This window comes from Syntrophaceticus schinkii (genome assembly GCF_000946815.1).
Taxonomy (GTDB): domain Bacteria; phylum Bacillota; class DSM-12270; order Thermacetogeniales; family Thermacetogeniaceae; genus Syntrophaceticus; species Syntrophaceticus schinkii.
In genome coordinates, this window is record NZ_CDRZ01000293.1 from 1 (window position 1) to 11,772 (window position 11,772).

Annotated in this window: 16 protein-coding genes; 7 read left to right on the forward strand and 9 right to left on the reverse strand. The window is 41.4% G+C overall.

Translation table 11 applies throughout. The features are described 5' to 3' along the window. Window positions 1-33: 33 nt before the first annotated feature. The 3 genes from SSCH_RS15325 to SSCH_RS15335 all read right to left on the reverse strand — a co-directional run bounded on the left by SSCH_RS15325 (window position 34) and on the right by SSCH_RS15335 (window position 1,436). Window positions 34-375: a transposase gene (locus SSCH_RS15325; RefSeq protein WP_044666242.1), complete on the reverse strand. Its 342-nt coding sequence runs from the start codon at window positions 373-375 to the stop codon at window positions 34-36. A gap of 117 nt (window positions 376-492) precedes the next feature. Next, window positions 493-1,197 (reverse strand): ABC-2 transporter permease, encoded by a 705-nt coding sequence (locus SSCH_RS15330; protein WP_198142541.1) that lies wholly within the window; start codon window positions 1,195-1,197, stop codon window positions 493-495. A 71-nt stretch (window positions 1,198-1,268) separates the two neighbouring features. Continuing rightward, window positions 1,269-1,436, reverse strand: a complete 168-nt coding sequence (locus SSCH_RS15335; protein WP_156972358.1) for a hypothetical protein — start codon at window positions 1,434-1,436, stop codon at window positions 1,269-1,271. Window positions 1,437-1,631: 195 nt separating this feature from the next. Between SSCH_RS15335 and SSCH_RS18530 the strand changes: the two genes are divergently transcribed. Continuing rightward, complete coding sequence (locus SSCH_RS18530; protein WP_156972359.1) at window positions 1,632-1,817, forward strand: hypothetical protein; 186 nt, start codon at window positions 1,632-1,634, stop codon at window positions 1,815-1,817. A gap of 266 nt (window positions 1,818-2,083) precedes the next feature. On the opposite strand, the gene SSCH_RS15340 is transcribed toward SSCH_RS18530, so the two are convergent. Both SSCH_RS15340 and SSCH_RS15345 read right to left on the reverse strand, forming a co-directional pair. Further along, window positions 2,084-2,914 carry a hypothetical protein gene (locus tag SSCH_RS15340; protein ID WP_044666245.1) on the reverse strand — a complete coding sequence of 277 codons (831 nt, stop codon included), beginning with the start codon at window positions 2,912-2,914 and terminating at the stop codon, window positions 2,084-2,086. Window positions 2,915-2,958: 44 nt separating this feature from the next. After that, the gene (locus SSCH_RS15345; RefSeq protein WP_156972360.1) at window positions 2,959-3,759 is read right to left on the reverse strand and encodes a hypothetical protein; all 801 of its coding nucleotides are present in this window, start codon (window positions 3,757-3,759) and stop codon (window positions 2,959-2,961) included. 286 nt (window positions 3,760-4,045) lie between these two features. Here SSCH_RS15345 and SSCH_RS15350 point away from each other — a divergent pair, with 286 nt between their 5' ends. Further along, window positions 4,046-4,861: a hypothetical protein gene (locus tag SSCH_RS15350; protein WP_044666247.1), complete on the forward strand. Its 816-nt coding sequence runs from the start codon at window positions 4,046-4,048 to the stop codon at window positions 4,859-4,861. Beyond that, window positions 4,861-5,532: an ABC transporter ATP-binding protein gene (locus SSCH_RS15355; RefSeq protein ID WP_084711243.1), complete on the forward strand. Its 672-nt coding sequence runs from the start codon at window positions 4,861-4,863 to the stop codon at window positions 5,530-5,532. The genes SSCH_RS15350 and SSCH_RS15355 overlap by 1 nt, the downstream gene beginning before the upstream one ends. A gap of 71 nt (window positions 5,533-5,603) precedes the next feature. Here the strand turns inward: SSCH_RS15355 and SSCH_RS15360 are convergent, their stop codons facing one another. Continuing rightward, entirely contained in the window at window positions 5,604-6,056 is a 453-nt protein-coding gene (locus SSCH_RS15360) for a small multi-drug export protein (protein WP_044666248.1), read from the reverse strand. 268 nt (window positions 6,057-6,324) lie between these two features. Then, complete coding sequence (locus SSCH_RS15365; RefSeq protein ID WP_052835739.1) at window positions 6,325-6,984, reverse strand: class I SAM-dependent methyltransferase; 660 nt, start codon at window positions 6,982-6,984, stop codon at window positions 6,325-6,327. Window positions 6,985-7,258: 274 nt separating this feature from the next. Between SSCH_RS15365 and SSCH_RS15370 the strand changes: the two genes are divergently transcribed. The 3 genes from SSCH_RS15370 (at window position 7,259) to SSCH_RS15380 (ending at window position 9,987) form a co-directional block, all read left to right on the forward strand. Beyond that, window positions 7,259-8,296, forward strand: a complete 1,038-nt coding sequence (locus SSCH_RS15370) for a GNAT family N-acetyltransferase (RefSeq protein ID WP_044666249.1) — start codon at window positions 7,259-7,261, stop codon at window positions 8,294-8,296. Between the two features lie 428 nt (window positions 8,297-8,724). Continuing rightward, complete coding sequence (locus SSCH_RS15375; protein WP_044666250.1) at window positions 8,725-9,183, forward strand: GyrI-like domain-containing protein; 459 nt, start codon at window positions 8,725-8,727, stop codon at window positions 9,181-9,183. 549 nt (window positions 9,184-9,732) lie between these two features. Next, a complete protein-coding gene (locus SSCH_RS15380; RefSeq protein WP_198142543.1) occupies window positions 9,733-9,987 on the forward strand; it encodes a hypothetical protein in 255 nt (84 codons plus the stop codon). 53 nt (window positions 9,988-10,040) lie between these two features. Here the strand turns inward: SSCH_RS15380 and SSCH_RS15385 are convergent, their stop codons facing one another. After that, window positions 10,041-10,283: a type II toxin-antitoxin system HicA family toxin gene (locus SSCH_RS15385; RefSeq protein WP_044666252.1), complete on the reverse strand. Its 243-nt coding sequence runs from the start codon at window positions 10,281-10,283 to the stop codon at window positions 10,041-10,043. Further along, entirely contained in the window at window positions 10,283-10,489 is a 207-nt protein-coding gene (locus SSCH_RS15390; protein WP_044666253.1) for a type II toxin-antitoxin system HicB family antitoxin, read from the reverse strand. The genes SSCH_RS15385 and SSCH_RS15390 overlap by 1 nt, the downstream gene beginning before the upstream one ends. A gap of 688 nt (window positions 10,490-11,177) precedes the next feature. Here SSCH_RS15390 and SSCH_RS15395 point away from each other — a divergent pair. Further along, window positions 11,178-11,411, forward strand: a complete 234-nt coding sequence (locus SSCH_RS15395) for a DUF6904 family protein (RefSeq protein ID WP_198142544.1) — start codon at window positions 11,178-11,180, stop codon at window positions 11,409-11,411. The last annotated feature ends 361 nt before the right edge of the window (window positions 11,412-11,772 follow it).

Consider the following 11,772-nt stretch of genomic DNA (forward strand, 5'->3'; position numbering starts at 1 on the left):
CGGCTTTATTTTACAAGCGAATTAAACAGTTCTTTAAGAATTACCTGTTTCTGTTAGTTCTCTTAAAAATCTGCTCATAGTTGCTTCACTTGGTACGCTTGCAATTACGCCAAATCCACATATGTATCGAAATACAGGGTCATTTTTTAGTCTTCTGACCAATGCAGCCATTGTCGGTATTTGCTCTATCTTTGCAGCTATTAATGCTCTTAGTTTGTATTTGGCATTGTATCCTCGAGGTCCATTATGTTTTCTGGGTAGCCTGGATATTATTAGATTCAAATCAAGGGTGCTAAAAATCTTTTCCAGTCTAGTTTCAGGTTGCATTTTTAATGCATCTTCGAAGGAAATCAGGCACTGTTGTCGAATATACAAGGTAGCTTCATCCCTTTCCACTTTTGTTTTATTTGGTTTGATTTACCTTATAATTCGGCAAAAGTTGGGGTGAAGCCTTTATTTTAGGCCTTCAAAACCTTGATTTCAATGAGTTTTTTAGAATGAAATTTTCTCATATGATAACAATAAGAACACAACAGATACACCTAAAATGATTATCCTGCCGGTTTCAATAGTAATATCTGCTGAATTGAGGATAACTATCATTATTGCAGTAAAACAGACTGAAAGGATTGCGCTAATCATTATGAGAATATCGCATTTTTGATATCCAATTAAATATAGTCCCAAATAGAAGAATGAACAAATAGAAAGGGAAAACGCAACTGATACAAAGAAAATAGTTAAAATATCACGCATCCCAAAATCAAAGTATTGGTGTCCTTTTACGGCAACAAGCATATGGGTGAAAATTACTGCAATTACAGTTGCAACTAGTACCCATAAAATATACGATATATACTTACTTAGAACGATTGTCTTTTGTTTGATCGGCATCGTTCTTTCATATCTGTTCCATCGTGTAACCGAATCTCTACGAATACTTGTTAGGGCTAAGACTGAGATACTTAGGAAAGTAATGAAGATAAATGCCTGTACCGGCAAGATGACCAGATCCCCATCCTCAAGATCATAGTCGAACGGCCCCTCAACCTTGGGAAGCGGGTTGCCGAAGGGGTTATCAAGGGTGTAGCCGCCGTTTCCGTCCGGCTTATACACGCCGTAGTACCAATAGCCCGGGCTGCTTGCGTTCGGGTAGACCACTCCCGGATCGCCTAGAGTCGTAATGTCATACAACATCGGCGCAGCAATATAGCTCTCCGTGTTATATTTTTGAATAATGGGACTTTGCGAGGCTGCGACCGCGTCCATCACAGTCGGTACGAACGATCCGGAAAGCCGAGGGGCGGGTAATACCCATTGGCCAGAACAGAAGCCAGCGAGCCTCCGGCAATGAAATTAGCAGGAGCATATGCCTGATCATAGTACTCGATGGCTATATTATTTACAGGTGCGCCGACTCCAGTATCCGTAACCACGAACGTGAAGTCTGCGTAGACAGTAGGGTCGGTCGAAAGATAGGCGCTCATGCTGTACGGTCCGTTGGCGTACTTGGATCAACATTTACACCCACATAGACCGCGTATTCATCAGTGTCCCATTGATCTAAAAAAGCATAGGAAACATATACCAGGTTACTAATGCCCGGCGTTATTGTAGCTCCAGGTTAGATTTTGGGCATCGGCATAGGTATGCGGGACTTCAATCCCGATGCTGAGATCGCTCTTCCTTTATTTCAAGTGCCTTTTAAAAAAGACACCAATAATTCGCTCGACAATAATAGACAAAAAGAACAGGTTGCTGTATGCCGGATCTCTAATTCTGCTCGTTTTTCAGCTTCAGAACAGCTTCTTGGGTAAGGCCGGTGATTTCAGCAACTAGGTCTGCCGGCAATCCCTTTTTCAATGCCGCCTTAGCTGTCTCTATTTTGCCTTCTAGTTTACCTCTCTCTCGACCCTTCTCATGCCAATACGTCTGGACTATCTTTCCTCCTTTCGCCGTCCTTTCGTTTCAGGACACACCGCCGGGTACACCAATATGAAGCGCAAAGCTTTAAAGGCTTTGCGCTTTCTGCATGTCTGTTTTTGAAGTAAGCGTCAGGATATACCTCCGTGACTTGTCTCTTCTAGTTTGTCTCTTCTCGCTTTGAAAAATCATAAGCAGCCCTAAACAATACCTTTGTATCACTCGTTTCCTTTTCAAGATCTTCTAAGCCGAGCTCTTCTCTGTCCGTTACCACAACCGCCATTTCATCTTCTTCTTCCAGTATAAGAAAATTCGAATAGACTCCTATCATGACGCTGTTCTCATTCTTACTTTGCCGTGTTTCATCTACTGCAACCCAATAATTCTCTCCGTCACCAATAACATCTGTAATGCGAGGAGAATCCCCGTGCTGTTTATCGTATTCGAAGATTCGCAACGATCTCAGCCGGGTTCGTGTAAATGTGAAAACATCTTTTCCATCATGTATGACTCTCCCATCCACAATCACAATAGTAGGATCAAATCGTTCCGGAGAAGGAGGATAATTCTCAGGAAAATCTACTGTCGCGGGCCAGGACGTACTGGTTGCCGGTTCTAAAACCTGTGTGATTTCTCCCCGGAAATAAAGAGTCTGCCTTTCCTGTATTTCTCCCCGCCATTGAAATTCAATTCGATCACCGAAAGAAGCATCTAAATTTTTATGCCTCCCTTCAATAGTTACCAGCTCGGTTGGACTCATGATGATATCATATGTACCTCGACCTAGTTTTGCTTCTACGCGGTGTATTTTTTTTCTTCTTATGCCCATTGCCAAAACATTACCATCCTTAAGTTGAGTAATATAAATCACTTCTTCTTTCCCTCGCGGAAATTCACTATGAAAAAAACCGATCGCCAATACCACAGCGAATACGCTGCCAGTAATGATAAAAAATGTCTTTAATTTTTTAGTGGATCCTTTTTTATTCATAAAATTCGCATTCCTTTTCCTCGTCGTGTAGATTGCACATCATACTACTGAACAGGATCACTTGCCGAATCGAAAGTCCATTCATCCAAATCGTAAGCGCTGACATCAACCCAGTTATCACCAACAGGCACACCTAATTTACGTATAGGATCGTGTTCTTCAGCGAAAATTGAATAAGGAGCTCCCATTGGAAACACTGCATAGCTTCGTTGAGCAAGAACCTTGAAACGGCCGTCATATTCTGAACCCGATCGTGCTAACCCCCATTTTCTAATCTGCCAATAATAACTTTTATTCGCGATTAAATCATTGGCATCTTCCACACCAACACAATAGGAAGCTTCCTGATCATTGTCAAATAATCTTGTATCTAAGTAAGCGTTAGGCTGATTGGTAAACCAGCCAACAATGTCTTTTGTTTCGTCAAAAAATGAATGCCCATCGTTATAATTATAGAACACTACTTCCATCTCTAACGCTTCATTAGAATCTAATTGTAAATTATCAAGTGTCTGTTGATCATATCTATAACTTAAATCAACAGATGAGACACCCTGAAATACCCGATCAGCAAAATAAACACTTACTGTATTTGGAAACCATTGATACCCTGCTTCATAACGAGCATTTCCATCTCCACCGTGAGGAGCAGACAGAGTTGGAAGACATAAAGAGATATTGCCATTATTCTGATTATACCACCAGATCTCATTGGCTAATCCTAAAAAATGAAAGGATCCATTAATACTGGAATTTACTGCTTGAATACTGGACAATTGATTTAACGGAACGATAGGCCTATCATTCAATAATTCTATAGAATTGATTTTTTTTACATGACGCAATGGATTCCATACAACATTTGCAATTCAAAAAGAGAAGATAACCCAGTGTTTAAGCGGGTTTCTTCTCTTTATTATTTTTTAACTGTCGAAAATAGAATTATATGATAAAAATGTCAAAGTGACAGAGGGACGGGGGTCATGTCACCATCCTGGATGACATGACCCCCGTCCCTCTGTCAACCTCATAATACTTCCCATATTTATGATATTATGTTAAAATGCAAAAGTGGATTTAAAATTATGCGCAAGGTGATTTGAGGCAGATGTAAGGAGGGGATGGGTATTTATGGGTTTACACGGAATATTCGGTGAAGTGTATGGAAAAAACTCTATGCTGATCTTGTTATTAACGGTTGATATCTGTCTTTTGTTTGCCGGGAATTCGGCCATTAATCTGAGATGGAGTGGTATAATATATCCGACGCCTGAGCTTTACAACGCTTTTCTTCCCAATGATTACATTAACCTGTTTATAGGAGTACCGGCATTGATTTTTTCTGTTATTCTGGCTCTGTGTTCCATAAAGATTGGCCTTATCGGCTGGACGGGCTCACTGCTGTTTGTTCTTTACAATGAAATAGCTTATCTGTTTGCTGTCAGAAATGTATATAGCATTATTGTGAATGCAACTATCGTATTGCTTGGTGCAGCCGCAATCATATTGATGCTTACATCACTTGATTATCAGGCGCTTTTCCCGGTCGCGCCCATTATCCGCCGCCCTGGAATTTACGGCGCGATACTCATCCTCATGGGGGTTCTTTTTATTGCACGGGCACTTATAAATATTATTACAGCAGTGAGCGGAAATTCAATTTTATCTTTGCCGGAAATCGGGGTCAACATTGCCGACGCAGTTATATGTCCTTTTTGGATCATTAGCGGCATACTTTTATTCAAAAAGACGGCGGCAGGTTTCACGGCAGGCTGTGTTTCATATTTTCACGGATCTCTGCTGTTTATTGCGCTGATAATATTTATGGTCATCCGGCCGATGTTATGTGATATGAAACTTGTGACTGAAGACCTTCTCTTCATTGGGGTCATGACCCTGATCTTTTTAGTTCCTGCCGTATTAATAACGCGTACGTTTCAGCTCTAATGGCAATAAAGGCAATGAGCGGAAAAACAACTCTCTTAAAGCATATTTACAGAGCTTTGCCCCTTGAGAAAAAGACGATTTTTATTAACGGTACTGAATTAGAAAAATTCTCCTATCGTGATAGCGCCCGTCAGATTACAGTTATGCGGCAGGAGAACACCTCTGATTTTGATTATACTATTCTTGAAATGGTTTTGATGGGACGCTCTCCGTATAGAAGATTTTTTGAAAGCGATACGGCCGATGATAAGCAAATCGCGTTAAACGCGTTAAAATTTGTCGGCATGGAAGAATATGCCGGCAGATATTTTGCAACCCTCTCCGGTGGAGAAAAACAACGGGTTTTAATTGCCCGTTCACTTGCCCAGGAAGCGGATATTCTGATTCTTGACGAGCCGACCAATCATCTTGATGTGCATTATCAATGGGCATTGATGGATGTTATTAAGAGCTTGAATAAAACAGTGTTTTCAGTTTTTCGCGAGTTAAATCTCGCCTGTTCTTTTTGCGATTATCTTTTTGTGTTAAGCGAAGGTGCTATTGTTGCCCAGGGTGAGCCTTCAGAAATATGCACGCCCGCACTTTTGGCCGACGTGTTTCGCATTGATGTCAATATTATTACTGATGAAGATAATATACCATATATTGTATATAAAAGAACCCTGGGGTAAAAGCACCAATCGGCGGTAGAGAAATAATATTAATATAGTAAGCAATCAGGCGGGCTCAATTATGGAGAAGGCTATTGGAAAACCGAGATTCCCAAGGCGCCAACGGTGGTTAACAGCGTGCTCCAGAGAACAACGCCGACAGTCATCCAAAACAACAGCTTGCCAACCGGAGCCCCCAGCGCGATCCCCAGGGCAGCACCCAGAGGGGCGCCGGTAATTAACGGAGCCAGCAATCCTAAACCCGCTACCCCGTAACGGTTCCAGATTTTTTTGATGGTTTCCTGCCGACCGCCTTCTTTGGCTTTCGAAGGGTCATCTTCCCGATTCTTCTGCTTGCGACCCAGCAGCCAGGCGCGAAAGCGATCACCCAGCAGCACTATGATAACCACCCCCAGGGTCGCCCCCACAGCCGTAGCAACCCCTATTGCTACAGGATGCGCATTCATGACAAAGCCAGCCGGAATGGCTGCCCATAATTCGAGAGCAGCCAGACTTAATATCGTTAACAGTTTTACTGTTTCCATAAAAGCACCTGCCTTAAACAGAGGAACGTTCTTTGTTGGCCTTTTTATTATATCAAAGCGCAAGGAGTGTTTGGCAATGGGTACTGTGGGCCGCTCCCGTCTTGTGATTCCCGGACCAGCGTCCCTGCCATTTTATGCGCATCTAGTTTGTATAATATGATGAACTGTGCAGTGGTAGAGCACAGCGAAAGAAACGCTAGTAATCAGTTTAAAGCGACATTACAGAACTCCTGAATTACCTGTAAGCTGAGCATTCCTGCACCGGACTCTAAAGCTTCTTTGCTTTGCGGGCAATAACTCCATATGTTTCCGAATTCTCGGTAAGAGGCTCACCTTTTAAATTATTGTAAATATTTTCAACCTTAAAATGATGATCGTTAAGTAATTTCTGAACTTCCGCCATTTCAAACAGTCGGTGATAGAGTCTGATGATATTAATTGAGCCGTCTTCAGCGATAATCGTATATTGTGTTCCCTCTGTTCTGGGTTTTTCATATATAAAAGTGTTCATTATTTCAACATAGGGGTCAGGACTCCAAAAACCGCTCTCCCGTATAGAAATGCTAGTTGATTCAGAAGATTCCCTGTTTACCGTAACTACATCAAATACAAATACTCCGTTGCTTTTTAGCGAGCGGTGAATTTTGTCCAGCAGCCGGTTTTGTTCCGTGCTGTTCAGCGCACAGAAATCATAAAAAATGAGCGTGGCTATATCAAAGGACTCCGCATAATCAATATCGAGATAATTCATTCTGGTAAAATAAATATTTTCATGCCCGGCTTTAATATATCGGTTGGCATAATCGATTGATCGCTGGGAAAGGTCAATCCCTTTAACCTTTGCTCCCGTTTCCGCAAATTTCTTAACATAAAGTCCGGGCCCGCAGCCCAGGTCAAGTACTATCCAGTGGAATATAATCGGTATCATTGACCAGGAATTCCATATCCTTCTGATTTATCCTTCCTTTATAAAATGTGTTTTATTAACGTTACGATGTTATCCCTTAGAGTCCAAATTAAAAACAAAAGCGAGGAATATATGGAACGTCTGGACCACCTATCATATAACCCTGGATTAAGAGTATAATGTATAATATTACTCAAAATCCTAGTCATAACCATTATATTTCTGCAAGAGCCGGGGATGGTAGAGGTTTCTTTGATTCCCTGGATTCTCCGGGACGGTTAAGGGGTGATTAGTGATGAACATTCCGAAAATCAGGCCCTTTATGGATAGTGATGCAGAGGTACTGCACCAGCTCATCTATCAGACTATAGATGATGCCTATACAGGTGTTTATGGGCCCAAAGCTATTCAATACTTCAAGGATTATCATTCCAGCAGCCATATACTGGACGATGCCAGACAAGGGCAGACCATGGTGCTAGAGTTGAATGAACGGATTGTCGGTACCGGTACCATATGTGAACAGAATATACGCAGGGTTTTTATTTCCCCCGCGTTTCAGGGCCGAAGTTTCGGGCGTATGGTTATGGAAACTCTGGAGAAAAAGGCTTTATTGATGGGTCTTCACCATTTAAATCTCGATGCTTCATTGTCTTCACAGGCATTCTATCAGCATCTTGGTTACCGGACCAGGGAAAAAGGATATATTCAGGTGAGCGACGACGAAAGGCTGGACTACTTTTATATGGAAAAGGCCTTAAACGCTAGCTTTACAGATGATAATGAAATCGTGTCCTTGCCTGGTGAGCATATTGTAACAAGAAAGGCCGAACCAACAGATGCCCCAGCCATGGCCACGATTAATGTAGCCACCTGGCGCGACAGTTATGGAAAATTTCTTCCTCGCCAGTTGATGGCGGAACTCTCCTGTTCCCAAAAACAGGCGGAGATCGAAGATTTCTTTGCCCGTTGGGAGGAAAACCAGGCAGTGGCATTGGTCATGGAGAGCAAAAGCGGTGAAATGATGGCTTTTATCATGGCAGGAAAAAACCACCGTCAAGACTTAAGGTATACGGGCGAAATCTATAACCTGCACGTAGCACCAGCTTTTCAGAGCCAGGGCATTGGGCGTTACCTGGTATATAGGGTTTGTCAGGCTTTTCGACAGAGAAACTGGAATACCATGATGGTCTGGGCTCTGGCGGAAAACCCCAGCCGCCCTTTTTATGAAAAACTGGGCGGTCGTGTCATCGCCCAGGATATTGGTGAGTACCGGGGGTTTACGACTCCCGTGATTGCATATGGTTGGAATGAACTTCCCATATGTTTTTGAAACTTATGTCGGAGTAATCCCATGTATGATAGCAAAAATCCAGAGTAATTAAATTACGTTAAAACTTAACTTCTTCTTTATTAATCTCTAGCACAGAAAATTCGATGTTTGGGGTTTTTGGAAATGATTATAACCAAATGTAATGATTCTGCAGGCGAGTATAATTTTACCGTGGTTTATAAGTTCTGTCGTTAATAAAAGGAGGTTTGCCAATGCAATACGAACAGGTTTTACTTAAGCTGGCTCCGTGTGGGCTGGACTGTAGTCGTTGTGCGGGATACAGGGATGGAGAAATCGCCCCTACACTATGTAGTGATTAGCGGCAATTGCAAAAGAAATTTATAAAACATATTCTTCTTAAACCCGTCATATAGTTGTCATGTTTTGCATGGTATAATCGAGAAAAATAATATGAGGAGGCCATAAATATGCAATATCAGTTTGTTGTGGAAGAAAAGGAAGCTCAGCCCACAATATCCATACGGACCCGAACAGCGCTTGAAAACCTGCCCCAAGTATTGGGGAAAGGCTATGAGGCCATTATGAACTATCTGAGTGAAATAGGCGCCCAGCCTTCCGGTGCACCTTATGTGGGCTATTTTAATACGGATATGCAAGACCTGGATATCGAATGTGGCTTACCGGTAGCACAGCCGGTAGCAGGCACTAATAAACTTAAACCCGGTGAAATCCCGGCTGGCAAACAGGTATCCTGTCTCTATACCGGGCCCTACAATCAAATCGAGCCTGCTTATAATTCCATTATGGAGTGGATACCCGCCAATGGGTACACCCCAACCGGTGTCTGTTATGAGTTTTATCTTAATGATCCCGCGGAAACGCCGGAAAGTGAACTGTTAACCAAGATTGTATTTCTTCTTAAGTAAATAAGAGAAGGAGTTTTGGTTAAATGGCTCGTCCGCAAGCACTTGGATTTTGTGGAGCAACTCATTGCCGACCTCGACCAATCATCGATAGATTGGCCGCGCCCTTGGAAAGCGCCATTGCCTTACTGTGTACCATTCCCGGAGAGGATCGCAACATCGCCATTACGATCCTCTCCGAGATCGGTACGGATATGTCTCAGTATTAATGCGGGACAGTCTCATATTCCCCGACCTGTCTGTATTTAAAACGGATTTATGATTGTAACTCCCATTATGTTAGCCCCGTCCTGTATATCTTCCGTATGTCACTATTACCTGATAGTTTTTGGATTATTCAAAGGACATTTGAGGTAAAAAGCATGTTTGATAGGTCAAAATATTTTACGACAATGGGTCTTAGATTATTGGGAACACAGGTTTGCGTTCGAAACCACTGTGTAATCCAAAGCGATAGCATATAATTAGTTTTATGAAAATAATAAAAGGGGTTATACAAAATGAAGGATTTTAAATTTAGATAGGCAAAAAGCCCTCGAATTGGCTACAGAATTGAGTTTAGAGGTTTCTTTTGATTCGGAGAAACCAGGAGTTTACATTTTAAATAACGGGGATGAAACATTTTACAAATTCCAAGACTTTTTGCCTGAAATTTTCAATTACACTCTAGATGCCTACGTTACAAAAGAAACAAACAACCTGGAGGAATTATCTGAAAAGATTTCAAAACCAATTCGAAGGGAAATAAAAAGTATTGGAATTGAGGACAAATTTAAAGAGTTTGGGTTGTATTTTGATGCAGCCTGACTTTTCAAAAAGGGAGTTAAAAAATGAAAAGCCGTGTTGCAATTTAAAGATTATCATGTTCGGGTTATTTTAAATAGCTTAAAAAAAACGTCCAATGGGATTTCAGCTTGTTCGAGAATGCTTTTTAGAGTACCCTTTGCAATTTCACTATGCATTGGAAGAATGATAACTCTGGTTGGGTTCCCGGTCTTCTTATATTTCACATGGTTTCCTCTCTGTGCTGCTTTTTCAAAACCGAGTTTTTCTAAAACCTGAATAATTTTTTTAGGCGGCAGCACTGGATATTTAGAACCCATTATAAAGCAACTTCCATTGTTGTTATGAAAGTAGGGATGCTGCTATTTTCAGGAGATACGTCTTCGTAAAATAATTCTAATGCTTCACGTAAATTTTTTATTGACTCCTCAATTGTTTTACCCTGAGATGCTATATTGTTTTCAACACATCTTGCAACATACCAATTTTCTTCTTTTTGAATGATAACAGTTACTTTGATATTCATTGTTATCACCTCATTCTAGATATTTACATTTTTTTATATTATACCATAGATGGGGTCAGGCTTGAGTAATTTACTTAATGATCGGGGCCAGGCTTGCTTTACTGCTTTTGTCTTTGCTAAATCGAAAGACTTCTCATTCATGTTGAGGATGCAGGTGTGGCGATTTAATCGCAAATTAATGATGCTGTCAGCATCGAATTAAGAAGAGCATGCTCCAACGGAAAATACCGGTTGCTGGCGATAATTAAGCTTAAAATGAAGGCCGCAGGTGGTGCTTAACATCTCGGCCGTTATTATAACTGTAAAGAGGGGATTCCCTTTCAAGGGGAAGGTCATTTTTCGCATTCATGTAGGGAAAATGTTCTATTTGCAGAATATATCTACTGAAAGCAAGTAAAAGATAGTTTAAATTTGTGGAGTATCTCGACTACCATGAACCATCTTGTTAAAGATCAAGCCATTTTGTGGTGTAAATTCTCGTAGTCAATCCTAATAATTAATAGGTGTCAAAAAGTTCTAAATATTGCTTATATAAGTATACCCTGTTTCTTGCTGTCTTGCTGTGAGTTCTATAGGCGTAATGTATGTAAAAAAAAACAACCTGCTAAAGGTTAAAGAAAGGTTAGTTTATCATGATCTATGTTAAAAACACTCCACAAAATGCTGGGGTAGCCATTTAGGCGACTTTATGGATTTTGAACGCTTATATGATTCATTACACAACGTCGTAGGTGATGAGGGTGAGTTTATATACTATGAAACTGCAAGCTTGAGGGTTTTGGGTGTTTGTTATGATATTCGCCATGCCCTGATGGGTGACCGGGAAATAGAGTTCGTTGACAACGGCATGGATGAAGCAAAGATGAGATGGATGTCGGCGATCACACCTGATAAGAATGTATACCTGAAGATCAAGGGGTGACAGAGGGACGGGGGTCGTGTCACCGTCCTGGATGACATGACCCCCGTCCCTCTGTCACCACCAAACGGTACCCTTGCGAGGGGAGGAGCTTTTCTCCCCGAGCTTGCTAATATCAAAGCGCAAGAAGTGTTTGGCAATGGGTACTGTGGGCCGCTCCCGGCTTGTGATCCCCGGACCAGCGTTCTTGCCATTTTATGCGCATCTAGTTTGTATAATATGATGAACTGTGCAGTGGTAAGAGCACAGCAGAAAAGAAAACGCTAGTAATTAGTTTAACCTGAAATCGGATGATGATTTTCTTACAGAGTTATATAACGTTAAATTTTTAGGATTTTGAGATACTAACTACGTGATTCTTGCC